Source organism: Streptomyces sp. NPDC058246 (assembly GCF_042881985.1).
Classification (GTDB): Bacteria; Actinomycetota; Actinomycetes; order Streptomycetales; family Streptomycetaceae; genus Streptomyces.
On sequence record NZ_JBHVWZ010000038.1, the window covers coordinates 30174 to 46601 of the forward strand.

Annotated in this window: 15 protein-coding genes; 12 read left to right on the plus strand and 3 right to left on the minus strand. The window is 71.0% G+C overall.

All coding sequences use genetic code 11. The annotated features are described in order from the left end of the window. The first annotated feature begins 15 nt into the window (after window positions 1-15). The 7 genes from glnII (at window position 16) to ACFVXA_RS35590 (ending at window position 8152) form a co-directional block, all read left to right on the plus strand. Entirely contained in the window at window positions 16-1044 is a 1029-nt protein-coding gene (gene glnII, locus ACFVXA_RS35560; protein ID WP_362026254.1) for a glutamine synthetase, read from the plus strand. Window positions 1045-1146: 102 nt separating this feature from the next. After that, window positions 1147-2067 carry a DUF6891 domain-containing protein gene (locus tag ACFVXA_RS35565; RefSeq protein WP_389937950.1) on the plus strand — a complete coding sequence of 307 codons (921 nt, stop codon included), beginning with the start codon at window positions 1147-1149 and terminating at the stop codon, window positions 2065-2067. Window positions 2068-2396: 329 nt separating this feature from the next. Further along, window positions 2397-3011 carry a winged helix-turn-helix domain-containing protein gene (locus tag ACFVXA_RS35570; protein WP_389513805.1) on the plus strand — a complete coding sequence of 205 codons (615 nt, stop codon included), beginning with the start codon at window positions 2397-2399 and terminating at the stop codon, window positions 3009-3011. Window positions 3012-3118: 107 nt separating this feature from the next. After that, a complete protein-coding gene (locus tag ACFVXA_RS35575; RefSeq protein ID WP_389471534.1) occupies window positions 3119-4117 on the plus strand; it encodes an NAD-dependent epimerase/dehydratase family protein in 999 nt (332 codons plus the stop codon). 306 nt (window positions 4118-4423) lie between these two features. After that, the gene (locus tag ACFVXA_RS35580; protein ID WP_389471531.1) at window positions 4424-5695 is read left to right on the plus strand and encodes a sensor histidine kinase; all 1272 of its coding nucleotides are present in this window, start codon (window positions 4424-4426) and stop codon (window positions 5693-5695) included. Continuing rightward, window positions 5680-6336 (plus strand): LuxR C-terminal-related transcriptional regulator, encoded by a 657-nt coding sequence (locus ACFVXA_RS35585; RefSeq protein ID WP_384024314.1) that lies wholly within the window; start codon window positions 5680-5682, stop codon window positions 6334-6336. Before ACFVXA_RS35580 ends, ACFVXA_RS35585 begins: the two co-directional genes overlap by 16 nt. Window positions 6337-6580: 244 nt before the next feature. Next, on the plus strand, window positions 6581-8152 hold the full coding sequence (locus ACFVXA_RS35590) for a DUF1996 domain-containing protein (protein ID WP_383747174.1): 1572 nt from the start codon (window positions 6581-6583) through the stop codon (window positions 8150-8152). A 113-nt stretch (window positions 8153-8265) separates the two neighbouring features. On the opposite strand, the gene ACFVXA_RS35595 is transcribed toward ACFVXA_RS35590, so the two are convergent. Next, window positions 8266-8688 carry a hypothetical protein gene (locus tag ACFVXA_RS35595; RefSeq protein WP_362026235.1) on the minus strand — a complete coding sequence of 141 codons (423 nt, stop codon included), beginning with the start codon at window positions 8686-8688 and terminating at the stop codon, window positions 8266-8268. Between the two features lie 156 nt (window positions 8689-8844). Between ACFVXA_RS35595 and ACFVXA_RS35600 the strand changes: the two genes are divergently transcribed. Together ACFVXA_RS35600 and ACFVXA_RS35605 are read left to right on the plus strand one after the other, a co-directional pair. Then, on the plus strand, window positions 8845-9354 hold the full coding sequence (locus ACFVXA_RS35600) for a tetratricopeptide repeat protein (protein WP_362026232.1): 510 nt from the start codon (window positions 8845-8847) through the stop codon (window positions 9352-9354). 48 nt (window positions 9355-9402) lie between these two features. After that, window positions 9403-11334, plus strand: a complete 1932-nt coding sequence (locus ACFVXA_RS35605) for a hypothetical protein (protein WP_362026229.1) — start codon at window positions 9403-9405, stop codon at window positions 11332-11334. An 83-nt stretch (window positions 11335-11417) separates the two neighbouring features. On the opposite strand, the gene ACFVXA_RS35610 is transcribed toward ACFVXA_RS35605, so the two are convergent. After that, window positions 11418-12929: an FG-GAP-like repeat-containing protein gene (locus ACFVXA_RS35610; RefSeq protein ID WP_389471527.1), complete on the minus strand. Its 1512-nt coding sequence runs from the start codon at window positions 12927-12929 to the stop codon at window positions 11418-11420. Between the two features lie 344 nt (window positions 12930-13273). Between ACFVXA_RS35610 and ACFVXA_RS35615 the strand changes: the two genes are divergently transcribed. From ACFVXA_RS35615 to ACFVXA_RS35625, 3 genes are read left to right on the plus strand one after another with little or no spacing between them, the layout of a single operon-like run. Continuing rightward, a complete protein-coding gene (locus tag ACFVXA_RS35615) occupies window positions 13274-14179 on the plus strand; it encodes a metal-dependent hydrolase (protein ID WP_384024330.1) in 906 nt (301 codons plus the stop codon). Further along, entirely contained in the window at window positions 14179-15231 is a 1053-nt protein-coding gene (locus tag ACFVXA_RS35620) for a PDR/VanB family oxidoreductase (protein WP_390028285.1), read from the plus strand. Before ACFVXA_RS35615 ends, ACFVXA_RS35620 begins: the two co-directional genes overlap by 1 nt. A gap of 56 nt (window positions 15232-15287) precedes the next feature. Beyond that, complete coding sequence (locus tag ACFVXA_RS35625; RefSeq protein WP_362026217.1) at window positions 15288-15989, plus strand: TetR/AcrR family transcriptional regulator; 702 nt, start codon at window positions 15288-15290, stop codon at window positions 15987-15989. 17 nt (window positions 15990-16006) lie between these two features. Here ACFVXA_RS35625 and ACFVXA_RS35630 read toward each other — a convergent pair whose 3' ends face one another. Next, window positions 16007-16363: a 5-carboxymethyl-2-hydroxymuconate Delta-isomerase gene (locus ACFVXA_RS35630; RefSeq protein WP_390028287.1), complete on the minus strand. Its 357-nt coding sequence runs from the start codon at window positions 16361-16363 to the stop codon at window positions 16007-16009. Window positions 16364-16428 lie beyond the last annotated feature (65 nt).

Below are 16428 nucleotides of genomic sequence, written 5' to 3' on the forward strand. Positions count from 1 at the left end.
CGAAGGATGTGGCCCGTGACCTTCAAGGCTGAGTACATCTGGATCGACGGCACCGAGCCGACGGCCAAGCTCCGTTCCAAGACGAAGATACTGGGCGACGACGCCAAGGGTGCCGAGCTGCCGATCTGGGGCTTCGACGGGTCCTCCACGAACCAGGCCGAGGGCCACGCCTCGGACCGCGTACTCAAGCCGGTCGCCACCTTCCCGGACCCGATCCGCGGCGGCGACGACGTCCTCGTCATGTGCGAGGTCCTGAACATCGACATGACGCCGCACGAGTCCAACACGCGTGCCGCGCTGGCCGAGGTGGCGGAGAAGTTCGCCGCGCAGGAGCCGATCTTCGGCATCGAGCAGGAGTACACCTTCTTCGAGGGCGACCGCCCGCTCGGCTTCCCCGTCGGCGGCTTCCCGGCCGCGCAGGGCGGCTACTACTGCGGCGTCGGCGCGGACGAGATCTTCGGCCGTGACGTCGTCGAGGCGCACCTGGAGAACTGTCTCAAGGCGGGTCTGGGCATCTCCGGCATCAACGCCGAGGTCATGCCGGGCCAGTGGGAGTTCCAGGTCGGCCCGCTGGCGCCGCTGGAGGTCTCCGACCAGCTGTGGGTGGCCCGCTGGCTGCTCTACCGCACCGCCGAGGACTTCAAGGTCTCCGCGACCCTCGACCCGAAGCCGGTGAAGGGCGACTGGAACGGCGCGGGCGCGCACACCAACTTCTCCACCAAGGCGATGCGCGAGGGCTACGACGCGATCATCACCGCGTGCGAGTCGCTGGGTGAGGGCTCCAAGCCGCTGGACCACGTGAAGAACTACGGCGCCGGCATCGACGACCGCCTGACCGGTCTGCACGAGACCGCCCCGTGGAACGAGTACTCGTACGGCGTCTCCAACCGCGGCGCCTCGGTCCGTATCCCGTGGCAGGTCGAGAAGGACGGCAAGGGTTACATCGAGGACCGCCGTCCGAACGCCAACGTCGACCCGTACGTGGTGACGCGCCTGCTCGTCGACACCTGCTGCACGGCGCTGGAGAAGGCCGGCCAGGTCTGATCCCAGGTCTGATCCACCCTGTCCGAGGCTTGATCGAGAGGGCGTCCACCGTCGCGGTGAGCGCCCTCTCGCGTTGTCAGTGGTGCGTGTCATGGTGGGGGCATGGAGATCGACGGGGGCCTCGCCATCAAGGTCGAGACGGAGAACTGGCAGACGTTCGCGCGGATTTCGGCGCTGCGGCTGGGCGAGCTGGTGCACCGGATCGGGGGCGATCAGGACCGCTATCTGGTGGTGCAGCGGATACCGGACATCCCGGATGTGTTCGCACAGGTATGGCACGAGGAGGGCGGGGACTACCGGCTGGAGCACCGGCTCGGCGAGGACGATTTCCTCGGTACGAATCTCACGGACCCCGGCCGGGTGGCGGACCTCCTGACGGGGTGGGCGCGACAGGAGGCCGGCTGGGACGCGGGCGTCGTGTGGGAGCCGGTCGACCTGGGGCCCCGGGAGGGGGTTCCCGAGCTGCCCGACGAGGTGCGGGAGAAGGTCGAGGAGCGCGTGCGGACAAGGCTGCGCTGCGGTTACGACAGCCGGAAGGTGCTGGCCGAGATCGCCGAGGACCACCTGGTCGACGGCGACGAGCGGCCGGTGTCGAGCGCTCAGGCGTGGCGGTTGGTGAACCGGCTGTGGCTGGAGCGGCTGGCCGAGCAGGAGACCTGGGAGGGCGTCACCGATCCGGAGCGGCTCACGCGCGCCTTCGAGACGCTGGAGGCGAGCGGCATCACGGCCCGGGAGAACTTCGCCTGCTGCCGGGGGTGCGGCCTGGCGGAGATAGGCGCGGAGCGGGAGGGCGCGCGCGGATTCGTCTTCTTCCACCAGCAGGTCACGGAGCACGCCGCCGACGGGTACGGACTCGCCCTCCACTACGGCGGGTTCGACGAATCGGCCCAGACCACGACGGCCGTCGGGCACGAGGTCGTCACCACCCTCACCGCCGCCGGACTGTCCACGGAGTGGGACGGGAATCCGGACAAGGCGATCGAGGTCACCTCGCTGACCTGGCACAAACGGCTGGTGGGCTGAGGCGCGCAACGTCAAGTTCACGCCAAGGAAGCGTCCGACCTGTGAGAGGAGTCTCCTGGCCGGCTCCGGGTTCTGCTTCAATGGAGGTATGGCCAGCTTCCAGAAGTACACCGCGACGGGTCGCCATGACCTCGAGCCCTTCTGGCCTTCCCGTCAGCACCACGACTTCGACCGGGTGTGTTGCCGCGCGATGAACGCGCCGGCCCTCTAAAGCCGTACACCCCGGCCTTCGGCCAGCGCGCACGACGTACGTCCTCGACGGCCCCGACCACGAACTCGCGGTCGTCGACCTTCCCGACGAACTCCTCGCGCGAAAGAGCTGACCTCTCATGGCGACCACTCGTTCCTTCTCCTCCGTCGCGACTTCCCCCACGCACAACTCCGTTCGAGCGGGGGGACCTCCATCCGCCCCCTCCACCGGTTCCGGACGGCACCGACTGCGTGCCGTCGACCGGGACGAGGTGGTGGACGTCGCCGACTTCCTGCCGCCGGGTGCCACCTGGCTGCCCGCTCCCCAGCACACCCTGCCGGTCCTGCCGGGACAGCCGCCGATGATCGGCTACCTGGTGCTCGTCCCGGCCGACCAGCACCCGGTACTGCCGGTCGCCGTGCCCGACCGGCCCGAGCCGGCCACGGGCGCCGCGGACGGCGACCCGCTCGTCCGCATCGACTCCGTGCAGCGCACCGCCGAGGTCGACGGACGACCGCTCGACCTCACCTACCTGGAGTTCGAGCTGCTCGCGCATCTCGTCGCGCATCCGCACCGGGTGCACACCCGCGACCAGCTGGTCACCACGGTGTGGGGCTACGGGCACGTGGGTGACGGGCGGACCGTCGACGTCCACGTCGCCCGGCTGCGGCGCAAGCTCGGGGCGCAGCACCGGCAGACGATCCAGACGGTACGCCGGGTGGGGTACAAGTACGCGCCGCCGACGGGTCGCTGACCGTAGCCCGTTGACCGTAGCCCGTCGACCGTGGTCTTTCGGCTGCCGGTCTTCTGTCAGCAGATATCGGTTCCGTCCGGCGGGGGCGTGCGTGCAGAGTCGTCCGTATGAGACTTCTGATGCTGGGCGGTACGGAGTTCGTGGGGCGGGCGGTCGTCGAGGCGGCACTCGGCCGTGGCTGGGAAGTGACCGTCTTCCACCGGGGCCGGCACGAAGCTCCCGCCGGCGCGCGGTCGTCGCACGGTGACCGCACCGCCCCCGACGGGCTCGCGGCGCTCTCCGAAGGTGAGTGGGACGTCGTCGTCGACACCTGGTCGGGGGCGCCGCGGGCCGTCCGGGACTCGGCGCGCCTGCTGGCCGGCCGGGTGTCCCGCTATGTGTATGTGTCCAGCTGTTCCGTGTACGCGTGGGCGCCGGCCGCCGGGTACGGCGAGGACGCGCCGCTCGTGGCGGGGGCGGACGCGAATGCCGAGCGGACGGACTACGCCCGGGACAAGCGGGGCGGGGAGCTGGCCGCCCTCGACGCCTTCGGCGCACAGGGCTCGCTGCTGGTGCGGTCCGGGCTGATCCTCGGGCCGTACGAGAACATCGGGCGGCTGCCGTGGTGGCTGAACCGGGTCGCGCGGGGCGGTCCGGTACTCGCGCCCGGGCCGCGTGAGCTGCCGCTCCAGTACGTCGATGTCCGCGATCTCGCCGAGTGGGTGCTCGGGGCGGTGGAGGCGGGGCTGGGCGGCGCGTACAACCTCGTCAGTCCGCCGGGGCATACGACGATGGGGGCGCTGCTCGACGCGTGCGTCCAGGTCACCGGGGGCCGGGGGGACCTCCGGTGGACCGATCCCGACGCGATCCTCGGCGCCGGGATCGAGCCGTGGACGCAGTTGCCGGTGTGGGTGCCGGCCGGGAGTGACCTCCATGACGCGCTTCACTCGGCGGATGTCTCCCTCGCGGTGGGGGCCGGGCTCCGCTGTCGGCCGGTTCTGGAGACCGTCGCCGACACATGGGACTGGCTGCAGAGCCTCGGCGGGGTGGCGCCGCAACGGCCCGACCGGCCCGCGGTGGGGCTGGACCCCGTGGTGGAGGCGAAGCTCCTCGGGGCCCCTGAATAGGGGCGCGGGGAACTGCGCGACCTCTTGGCGGGGGTCTGGGGGGCGCAGCCCCCAGAGACGACGGGGGTCCCCCTGCTCGAGCGAAGCCGAGAGCTTGGAGGAGGGCGGGGGCGGCCGGGACGGCGAGGGCGGGGGCGGCCGGGACGGCGGGGCGGCCGGGACGGCGGGGCGGCCGGGACGGCGGGGGCGGCCGGGACGGCGGGGGCGAAAAACCCACCCACGAGCGCGGGAGTGATGCTGGCACCACCCCCGCCCGGGGTGCCCGACCCAGTGACCCGCTCCACCGCGGTCGGTGAGACTGAGGGCATGGAGACCAGGCAGACAGAGGTGCGGGCGCGAGGTCGGGAGAGCGTCGTGGCCGGGGTGCGGGCGCTCGCCCTCGCGGTCGGAGGGCTGGCCGGATCCATCGTCCTCTTCGTGCTGACCGTCGTGTCGATCGCCCTCGTCCCGCTAGGGGTGGGCATCGTCACGACACCGTGGGTACTCACCGGCGTACGCGCCTTCGCGAACGTCCGCCGAGTCGCCGCCGCGCAGTGGTGCGGAGTACGGATCCCGGCCGCGTACCGCCCCGTGCCCGCCGGCGCCAACCCCTGGACCCGGTGCTTCCGGATGCTCGGGGACCCCGCCACCTGGCGGGACCTGGCCTGGCTGCCGGTCGACATGACCGCCGGGTTCGTCACCGCGCTGCTGCCCGCCGTGCTGCTGCTCTATCCCCTGGAGGGATTCGCGCTCGCGCTCGGACTGTGGCGGGTCTTCACGGACGGCACGTATGTCGGATGGTGGTACGGGTTCGTGCCGGTCTCCGGTCAGGGCACCGCCCTCCTCGCGGCCGCCCTCGCCGCCGTACTCCTCGTCGGCGCCTACCACCTCTGCCCGGCGCTGCTGCGCCTCCACTTCCGGCTCACCCGGTCGGTCCTCGCCTCCGGGCAGGGCGAGCTCGCCGAGCGGGTGCGGGTACTGACCGAGACCCGGCGGGACGCCGTGGACACCTCGGCGGCCGAACTGCGGCGCATCGAGCGGGACTTGCACGACGGGGCACAGGCGCGGCTCGTCGCGATGGGCATGGATCTGGGGACCGTCGAGGCGTTGATCGAGAAGGATCCGGCCAAAGCGAAGGCACTTCTCGCGCAGGCCCGGCAGTCGTCCGCCGACGCGCTCGCCGAGCTGCGGGATCTCGTGCGGGGCATTCATCCGCCCGTGCTCGCGGAGCGCGGACTGGGCGACGCCGTCAGGGCGTTGGCGCTGCGGATGCCGCTCGCGACCGAGGTGGACGTCGAGCTGGACGGCCGTGCCGACGCGCCCGTCGAAGCCGCCGCCTACTTCGCCGTCAGCGAGATCCTCACCAACTCCGTCAAGCACTCCGGCGCCGACCGCCTCTGGATCGACCTCCACCACACCGATGGCATGCTGCGTATCTCCGTCACCGACAACGGCAAGGGCGGCGCGCGCATCGGCGCGGGCTCGGGCCTGGCCGGGGTGGAGCGGCGGCTCGGTACATTCGACGGCGTCCTGGCCGTCAGCAGTCCCGCCGGCGGTCCCACCATGGTCACCATGGAGATCCCTTGCGCGTCGTCCTAGCCGAAGACCTGTTCCTGCTGCGCGACGGACTGGTCCGGATGCTCGAGGCATACGACTTCGAGATCGCCGCCGCCGTCGAGAGCGGGCCCGAACTCAGCCGTGCGCTGGCCGAGTTGGCGCCGGACGTGGCCGTCGTCGACGTGCGGCTGCCGCCCTCGCACACGGACGAGGGGCTGCAGTGCGCCCTGGAGGCCCGGCGCAGGCGGCCCGGGCTGCCGGTGCTCGTCCTCTCCCAGCACGTGGAGCAGTTGTACGCGCGGGAGCTGCTCGCCGACGGGACGGGCGGGGTGGGGTATCTGCTCAAGGACCGGGTGTTCGAGGCGGAGCAGTTCATCGATGCCGTACGACGGGTCGCGGCGGGCGGTACGGCGATGGACCCGCATGTCATCCAGCAGCTGCTGTCCCGGCGGGCCACTGTCGACCAGCCGCTCGGTCGGCTCACCCCGCGCGAGCTGGAGGTGCTCGAACTGATGGCGCAGGGCCGGTCGAACGCGGCGATCGCCGCCCACCTCGTCGTCACGGAGCGGGCGATCGCCAAGCACACCTCCAACATCTTCGCCAAGCTGGGCCTGGAGGTCTCCGACGACGACAACCGGCGCGTCCTCGCGGTGCTCGCCTATTTGGACCAGGGCTCGCGCTGAATGGGATCGGAGAGCGGAGATCAGGGATGCTGAATTTCAGTCAAAAGCAGCAGTCAAACCTGATGTGCGAGATCAACTCCCGGAAGAACGCGGGCTTCTGAGCCCATTGTGCCTGAATTGACCTCACGAACTTCTAAGAATCTCCGAGGTTTCTGAACACCTCACGCGCCCCCTCCGTATGGAATGGAGCCGCTTCACTCCTGTCGGGCGCCTCGCTGCCCCGCAAGGAAGTCAGAGGAGTTCCATGGGACGCAACATACGAAAACGCCGTTCGCCACTGGCCGTTCGCGCCGTTGCCGCGTCGGCGGCTCTCGCGATCGGTGGGGGCGGGCTGATCTGGGCGAATTTCTACGCCTCGGCACACGAGGAGAACAACTCCCCCAACACCACGAAGGCCGCCGCCGCTCAGGTCGCCACGATCAGCTGCCCCGACGTCGGGCAGAAGCTCTCCGACGTGCCGAACCAGGCCCGTACGGAAGTCGACGGCGAGCTCGCCACGCTCGACCAGCAGATCACCGACGCGTACCAGCGCCTGGCCACCACACGGGACGCACAGGCCAGGGACGCCAGTTTCGTCCAGAACTCCGTGCTCGGACCGCTCAAGGACCGTCGAGCGGTGATCATCGACCGGATCCAGCTGGAGATCAGCCGGGTCGGCGGCACCGCGCCGGACTCGCTGGACGGTCTCGCCCCCTGTACCGGCACCACCGCCGACCAGGCCCAGACCAACGCGGGTGGCGGCTGGAACAACAACGGCGGCCAGAACAACAACGGTGGCCAGAACAACGGCGGCGCCACGGCCAGCGCGGCCCCGAGCGCGTCCGCCGGCCAGCCCGCCGGCAACGGCGGCCAGCAGAACGGCAACGGCGGTCAGCAGGCCGGCAATGGCGGTCAGGCCGGAAACGGTCCCGTCGCCGCCGACTTCGTGGACATCACGAAGGTCCAGCCGAATGTCTCCAAGAAGGCCCGGACCCGGGCCGGCGGTTCGAGCGGCACGTTCACCAGCTCCTGCGGTGTGAACGCCAACAAGAAGTTCAACACCGACAACGTGATCGTGGCGCCGGGTGTCACCAACGGCGCGCACCACCTGCACGACTACGTCGGCAACCAGTCGAACGACGCCTTCGCCAACAACGACACGTTCGCCGCGGCCCAGACCAGCTGCAGCAACCAGGGCGACAAGTCGTCGTACTACTGGCCGGTCGTGCGGGTCCAGAACGGGACGCAGGACTTCGACCAGAACAACGACGGCGGTGGCAAGGAAGGCAACGTCGGCCAGATCCAGCAGGCCCAGCAGGCGCAGATCAAGTTCGTCGGCAACGCGAAGAACAAGGTCGTCGCGATGCCGAAGTTCCTGCGGATCATCACCGGTGACGCGAAGACCACGACCAACGGCCTCGCGAACGCCAACGCCCACTGGAGCTGCACCGGCTTCGAGAACAAGGTGCAGCTGACGACGCAGTACCCGATCTGCCCCCAGGGCAGCAAGGTGGTCCGCACGTTCGCCTTCCAGAGCTGCTGGGACGGCCAGAACATCGACAGCGCGAACCACCGGACGCACGTGGCCTTCGCCGACGCCCAGGGCAACTGCGCCAATGGTTTCAAGGCGATCCCGCAGCTGACGATGCGCCTGGTGTACAACGTGCCGGCGCCGACCATCCAGAACGGGCAGGTCAAGAACGCCTACGCGGTGGACGGTTTCCCGGAACAGCTGCACAAGCCTGCCACCGACCACGACGACTTCATCAACGTCTTCGACGTGAACCTGATGAACAAGGTGGTCAACTGCATCAACACGGGCAGGCGCTGCAACTAGCGCGGTGACGCACGTAGCGGTGACGCACTGAGGCACATGGCAGTGAGGCACCGAGAAAGCCGGTGGTGGGATCTCCCACCACCGGCTTTTTGTCGCCCCGAGGTCCCGCGCGGTCAGCCGCTGTGGTGACCGGCGTGCGAAGTCCCCTCCTCCAGGGTCCCGCCGAGCCGGCCGCGCAGCGTCGTGACCATCTTCTGGTCCCCCACCGCGACCCACTTGGCGCCGACGAGATACGAACCGCCGTAGTCCTTGGCCCCGTTGAGCCACTCGCGCTGGCCTCGGTCGGTGGCGAAGGTCGCCAGGATGAACTTGCCGTCGCTGACCTTGCAGACGCCCTGCCGGATCTCGTCGGCGTCCGTCTGGATGTCCGGCGTGCACTTCACCTCGGCCGCCAGATCCTCCAGGCTGCCTGTCGCCGTGGCCGGGACCGTGTCCTGCGTGGCCGCCTTCTCGCCCGATCCGCCGCAGCCGGTCAGCGCCAGCAGGGCCACGGCCACGGCCGCCCCGGCCGGCAGCTTCTCGCGTGTCAACCTCATACGTTCCTCCGGTACCTGTCGGCGCTCACGCCGATAAGAGCCCCGGCGGGGACTCACCCTTCGATACGGCTCCCACCCGCCCCGTGCTCAATGGGCCGCCGTTCCGGGCGGTAAAGCCCACGCCGCCAGGGGCACAGATGTGCGAGAGTGTCCCCCGTGAACGAAGACTGGGAAGAGCGTACGGCGGCCGCCTGGGCCACGTTCGGCGCCTACGAAGAAGCGGGGACGGCGGGCGCGGCGGACTTCCGGGCCGTGATCGACGCCCTGGTCGCCGAACTGCCCGAGGGCAGCCCCCTCGGACCGTTCGAGCAGGCCTGCGCCTGGGACTCGACGGGCCACTCGGACAAGGCCGCGCCGCTGTACCGGGAGGCACTCGCGCGCGGCCTGAGCGGCTACAAGGGCCGGCGCGCCAAGATCCAGCTCTCCAGCTCCCTGCGGAACATCGGACAGGCGGAGGAGGGGGTCAAGCTCCTCACCCCGGAACTCGACGCGCCCTGCGACGAGCTGGACGACGCGGTACGCGCCTGTCTCGCCCTGTGCCTGTCCAGCCTGGGCCGCGACCGCGAGGGCCTCTCCCTCGTCCTGGGCGCCCTGGCACCCCATCTGCCGCGCTACCAGCGGTCGATGGCGAACTACGCCCGGCTGCTCGTCCACCCCGAGGACTGACTCTCCCGGGGCAGGTGACCATCCACCGATTCGCTCGTTTTGCTGAACGTGCAGTCACAGGATGTAGCCCCGCGCCCCGCACCCGCCTCAGGACCGGTCGTCGACGTCGAGCAGGCCGAGGCCGCGCTCGTCGAGCACTACCCGCGGCTCGTCCGGCTCGCCTATCTGGTGCTGCCGCCGAGCCTCGGCCGCAACCGCCGGGTGCTGACCGCGCACGCCCTCACCCAGCGCGCGCTCCCCCGCGGCCGGACGTCCGGTGACGCCTCGGTCATCCCGTCCCAGCAGACGGGCGGCGGCCGCGACGGCGACCCGGGCTACGCCTTCGTACGCCTCCAAGTGGTGCGCACGGCCCTGGAGGCGGGTCTCCCGCTGAAGCGCCGGGCGTGGCCCAAGCGGTCCCAACTGCCGCCGCTGCTGCCCCAGGTGTGGGGTCTCAGGCTCTTCCCGCGCTCGGGCGGCGCCGACGAACTCGCGCTGGACCAGCGGCTGTCCGCGCTCTCCGGACCCGCCCGCGCCGCGTACGTACTGCGTGGCCTGGAGAAGCTGTCCGACGCGCATGTGCACAGGGTGCTGACGGCGGCCGGGGTCGAGGACCCGGGCGCGGCGCTGGCCGGGGCCGGTGGCGTCGAGGCCCAGGACTCGCTGCTCGACTCTCCCGAGTTCGACCCCTGTTCACTGCACGCCCGGCCCACCGATCTGATGCGGCGCAGGCAGCACATGAAGGCCGCGCTCGCCGCCGCCGCGGCCGTCGCGGTCTGCGGCGCGCTGCTCGGCCTGCCCGGCGACGGATGGGGTCCCGACGGCGCCGCGGCACCCTCGTACGCGCAGAACCCGGCGGCCGAAGCCGCCCTGGACCCCGCCAAGCTGACCAAGGTGGTGGCCACGGCCTGGGAGTCCTCCGCGCGCACCGACTTCTCCGTGTGGCCCGCGCGCGGGAACCTCACCGGGGACACCGCGCTGCTGCGCCGCGCGCTCGCCGTCTGGGCGCGGCCCGGCGAGTCCGTGGCGGTCTCCGCGACACCCGGTACCCCCTCGGGCGCCCCCGCCGGACCGCCGCAGCTGCTGTACGCGGGCGATGTCGACCAGGCGCGCGTGGTGCTCCTGTACGACGGTCTGCGCATCGTGCGGTACGCCGAGCCGAAGGACGGGACCAACGCGGCGGCCCTCGACTTCGCGCGCGTCGACGGGGCGACCGGGTCCGAGGCACAGGCGGTCGTGGTGGACAGGACCGACGGCAACGTCCGTTATCTGACGGCGCCTTGGGTGTCCAAGGCCGCCGAGCGTGACCTGCTCAAGCCGTCCTCCGGCGCCATGGACCTCACCCTCTCGGCCGACGGCGTCACCTCTCCGCTGGCCAGCCCGGCCCAGAAGACCGGCGCCTGCACCTCGTGGAACGTGCTCCAGCTCAAGGACGACAGGGGCACCCGCCTGATGAGCGACCTCGGCGAGCTGACCCCGGCGCACCTCACCGCGGGCCGCCCCTCGTCGCCCCACGAGGCGTCCGGCGCCGAGGCGCTGCGCGGCTGGGCCCCCTTCGCCTGCTCCCTGGCCTCCGTGCGCTCCCAGGGCGTGCGGTCCGTGAACGCCTGGCAGTACACCCAGCAGTCGCTGCCCGACGCGAGCGGCAGCGCGGAGTGGGTCTGCACGCGGGCCGACACCTGGCGGGGCGGCGGCACGCGGGTGCTCGCCCAGTTCCACACCCCGGGCAGCCCGTACGGGGCGGTCGCCGCGAAGGCGGAGAACTCCCCCGCGTGCGGCTCCCGCGACCCGCACGTCCTGGCGGGGGTGCTGTGGAAGTCGGCGGGCGGGTCCTGGTACCTGCTGGCGGCGGGCAGCCAGGACACCGAGTCGATCCGGACGACGGGCGGAGCGCACGCCGCGTCGCAGGGCAACCTGCTGGCCGTTCGGACCAAGCAGGGCGTGCAGGCCGGCCTCAAGGGGACGCTGAGCGACGGCAGTTCGATCGGCGCGCTGCGGTAGGTGCACTGCGGTTGGTGCACTGCGGTGGGCGCACTGCGGTGGGCGCACCGCAGTGGGTGCGCCTCCTCGGGGCCGTCGGCCCGTCAGCGGTTGAAGGACCAGCCCACGTACAGGTAACCGTCCCGCGGCAGACCGAGGTCGACCGGTGTGAAGCCCTTCGAGCCGGTGGCCGTGGTGCCGGTGGCGCTGCCCGGCAGCACCCACAGGCCGCCGGCGTGGCTGCTCACTCCGACCTCGTCGACGGCGTGCACGCCGATCAGCGCGTCGGCTCGACCGTCGCCGTTCACGTCGGTGGCCTTGGCGCCCATGCCGAAGCCGCCCTCACCGATCGAGGAGCCCGGCACGCCCGGGGTGTTCTGGGTGAACGCGGTGGCGCCCGTTCCGGTCAGGCCGCCGGGACCGCCGCGCAGGACGGTCACCTTGCCGGGATTGGTCAGCTGACTGTGGTTCTCGTCGGGGCTGGTGGCGATCACGTCCGGATAGCCGTCCGCGTCGACGTCGCCGACGGCGACCTGCTTGCCGAAGTGGTCCGAGCCGCCGTCGGAGTTCGTGTCCGGCACGCCGGGCGTGTCCTGGCTGAAGTGCACCGGCTTGCGGGCCGGGTCCTGGCCGTTCGCCGCTCCGTAGACGACGAGGAACTCGCCCTTGTGGCCGAGGGCGAAGGGCTGCGGGACGATCACGTCGTCGTGGCCGTCGCGGTCGAGGTCGCCGGTGGCCAGTCGTTCGCTCTCACGGTGGTCGATCGTGGCCCCGTTGGCATCCTTGAGGTACCCGGCATTCGTGAAACCGCCGGCGCCGCCGCGCAGCAGATGGATCCCGTGTGTGCTCTTCAGCGTTCCGGTGTCCCAGGACACCAGCAGATCGGTGAGGCCGTCGCCGGTCAGGTCGCCGGTGGCGAGCATGGTGTCGGCGTAGTGGGGCTCGCCGGTGTCCAGGCCCAGCGGCTTGCGCGACGCGGGAGCGCCGGTGCGGTCGATCGGGCCGAAGAGCACCGATCCGGCCTCGCCGCCACGGCCGTTGCCGACGGCGAGGTCCCGCTTGCCGTCGCCGTTGAAATCGCCGGACGCGAGGTCCATGCCGGCCAGCAGCCCCTGGACCGCGGGGGTGCCCAGCTTGACGGTCGTGGCACCGTGGTGGGTCAGGCCGTTCGGGCCGCCCCAGATCAGCTTGACCTGACCGGCGTCCTTCCAGGAGGTGGCGCCGGAGGTGTAGTCCTCGCCGGGAGCCGAGACCGCCAGGTCCGCATAGCCGTCGCCGTCGAAGTCGCCCGTCGTGGTGGCCTCGCCGAACCAGTCGGCGGACTCGGCGGTGCCGGGCACCCCGGCGGTGCTCTCGGTGATCAGCGTGCGGTGCGTGCGGCTGAGACCGCTCGGCGACCCGTAGAGCACCAGGACGGCGCCGCTCTTGTCGAGCGTGGCCGTGGAGTACAGGCGCAGGTTCAGGACCACGTCGCCGTAGCCGTCGCCGTTGAAGTCGTCCACGAGCCGCTTGGCCGGGGCCGCCGTGGCGGCGGGGGCGGAGGTGGCGACGAGGCCGCCGCCGGCCAGGGCGGCCGTGGCGGCGCAGGCGAGGACACGTCTGAGGGGCAGGTGCACCGAAGGGTCTCCCGTTGGTGTTCGTGCGGGTTGGCGCGTAAGTGACCCGCGTGCCGCGGGTTTGGTTGTACGGAATCCATGAGTCCGTCTGTGCGTACGCCCCCGGGTCGCTCTCGGCGCGTTCCGGATCCGTCTCCGCACGAAGGTTCCGGGCCCGTCTCCGTACGAGGGTTCCGGGTCCCTCCCCGTACGAGCGTTCCGACTCCGTCCCCGCACTCCGGGTCCGTCTCCGTACGAGGGTTCCGACTCCGTCCCCGCACTCCGGGTCCGTCTCCGTACGAGGGTTCCGACTCCGTCCCCGCACGAGGGTTCCCCACGGACTTACTCATCAGTACATTGACGGCATGTCTAACAAGCAGACCCGGCTGCCCCGGCCGGTCGAGTCCGAGCGGACGGCGCTCAAGGCGCGCAAGGTGTCGTTCTCCTGGGAGGACACGCCCCTGCACTGGGTTCCGGGGGAGCCCTTCGCCTCGCACACCATCAACGTGCTGCATCTGCTGCTGCCGGCCGGTGAACGCTGGTTCGTGCATGTGTACAAGCAGGTGCTGCCCTACATCCGGGACGAGCGGCTGCGCGAGGACGTCATCGGGTTCATCGGGCAGGAGGCGATGCACTCGCAGGCGCACGACGAGGTGCTGCCGCACCTCAAGGAACTGGGGCTCGACCCGACGCCGTACACCGCCCAGGTCGACTGGCTCTTCGAGAAGCTGCTCGGCGACCGCACCCTGCCGCCCGGCAAGGCCCGCACATGGTGGCTGATGGAGCGCGTCGCGATCATCGCGGCGATCGAGCACTACACCGCCTTCCTCGGCAACTGGGTACTGAACGCGGAGGAGTTGGACCGGCGGGGCGCTGATCCGACCATGCTGGACCTGCTGCGCTGGCACGGCGCGGAGGAGGTCGAGCACCGGTCCGTGGCCTTCGAGCTCTTCCTGCACGTCGACGGGAGCTACCGGCGGCGTGCGCGGACCTGGGCGACCGCGTTCACCGCGCTGGTCTTCCTGTGGCAGCGCGGAGCCCGGTTCTTCATGGAGAACGATCCGACACTGGCGGCGGGCAGGGCGAGCTTCAAGGACTTCTACGTCAGCGGGAAGCGGGCGGTGCTGCCCTCGACCGGGGACATGCTGAGGTCCATACCCCGCTATCTCAGCCGCACCTATCACCCCTCCCAGGAGGGCTCCACCGAACAGGCCGTCGCCTATCTCGCCTCCTCCCCCGCGGCGACGGCGGCGGAACGGGGGGTGGCGTGATGCCCCGGCTGCGGACCGTCGTGGCCGTCGCCGGTGGGGCCCTGCTCGTCAGGCGCGCGATGCGGCGCCGGATCGGGACCTCGCCCCTGTGGCCGCTGCCCGCCCTGGAGAACCCGATCTCCGGCCGGCCGCGATCGCGGGCCCTGCGGCTGCTGGTCGCCGGGCACGAGCGGGTCGCCGACGGTGTCGTACAACTGCGCCTGGAAGGGCGGGACCTGCCGGGCTGGGAGCCGGGCGCGCACCTCGATCTGGTGCTGCCGTCGGGCCTCGTACGGCAGTACTCGCTGTGCGGGGACCCGGAGGACACCTCGTCGTACACCGTCGCGGTCCGGCTGGTCGAGGACGGGCGGGGCGGCTCGCGCGAGGTCCACGAGCGGCTCTTGGAGGGCATGGAGGTCGAGGTGCGCGGGCCGCGGAATCGGTTCCCCCTGGTAGCGGCCCCCGCGTATGTCTTCGTGGTCGGCGGTATCGGGATCACGCCGGTCCTGCCGATGCTGCGGGCCGCCCAGCGGGACGGCGTGGACTGGCGGCTGCTGTACGGCGGGCGGACACGCGCCTCGATGCCGTTCCTGGAGGAGATCGAGAAGCTGCCCGGCGGCACGGTCACCGTCGTCGCCGAGGACGCGGACGGGCGGCCGGACCTGGACGCGCTGCTGGCGGATCTGCCCGAGGGCACGGCGGTCTACTGCTGCGGCCCGAAGGGGCTGATGGAAGAAGTCGAGGCCCGCGTCCCGGACGGGGCGGCGCTCCATCTGGAGCGCTTCGCACCGGTCACGTCGAGCGAGGGCAACAGCGCCTTCGAGGTGGAACTGCGCCGCAGTGGACGCACGGTGACCGTGTCCGCCGGCTCCACCGTGCTGGCCGCCGTGCGCGCGGAACTGCCGGGCACCGTGTACTCCTGCGAGCAGGGGTTCTGCGGGACCTGCCAACAGCGGGTGCTGGAAGGGGAGATCGAGCACCGGGACGAACTGCTGACGGATGCGGAGCGTGGCGACTCGATGCTGATCTGTGTATCGCGGGCACGCGGTGAGAGAATCGTGTTGGACATGTGAACGACCGTGGCCGGACCGGCCCGTTCCGGGCCGGATCCGATCGGTAAGGTGTTCGTATGACTACCGGGGTACGCCGCAGGATGGGTGTCGAGGAACGACGGCAGCAGCTGATCGGCGTCGCCCTCGAACTGTTCAGCCGACGCTCGCCCGACGAGGTCTCCATCGACGAGATAGCCTCGGCCGCGGGCATCTCACGACCGCTGGTCTACCACTACTTCCCCGGCAAACTCAGCCTGTACGAGGCGGCGTTGCAGCGTGCGTCGGACGATCTCGCGAGCCGGTTCGTGGAGCCGCAGGACGGCCCGCTGGGGGCGCGGCTGCTGCGGGTGATGCGCCGGTTCTTCGACTTCGTGGACGACCACGGGCCCGGTTTCGCCGCATTGATGCGGGGCGGCCCCGCGGTCGGCTCCTCCACCACCAACGCCCTGATCGACGCCGTACGGCAGGCCGCGTATGTCCAGATCCTTTCGCATCTCAAAGTCGAGAACCCGCCCGCCCGTCTGGAGCTGGTGATCCGCTCCTGGATCTCGCTCGTCGAGTCGACGGCGCTGATCTGGCTGGACGGGCGGCGGATTCCGCGCGGCGAGCTGGAGGTGCAGCTCGTGCACGACTTCGCGGCGCTGGCGGCGGTGAGCGCCGCGTACGACGAGGAGATGAGCGAGCTGCTGCGCAGGGGGCTCAAGGACGAGCCGGGCGACGGGCCGTTCAGCGACCTCGTCGTCCGGCTGATCTCGTTGGCGTCGCCCCCGGCGGCGTAACCACTGACCCCTGAGGGCTACGCCTCGAATTTCCGGTACGACGGATCGAGGTCGCGCACCTCGGCGGAGGCGTGCAGCTCCAGTCCCCCGGCCGGCTTCACATACGTCCTCAGCAGTTCCAGCACGGCCTCGGTCAGTTTCACCTTGGTCTCGTCGGTGCGTCCGGCCAGGAGAGCGAGGGTCACGTGGACGATGGCGTGCCCGTCGGTGTCGGCGCCCACCACGGTGTCCTCGGTCCGGCGGAACTGCGTCTTGCACGCGCCGATCTTCGCGGCGGCCGTCTCGACCACCTCCGCGTGCAGCGCCAGCGCGAACCCGCGCCGGTCGAAGGCGTCCTCCAGCGGCGCGGAGTAGTCGACGGTGATCTGCGGCATGGGCACTCCTGTTCCAGGGATCTCCCGGTCACCCTAGGGCCTGTCCCGCGTCTCCGGCGTGATCC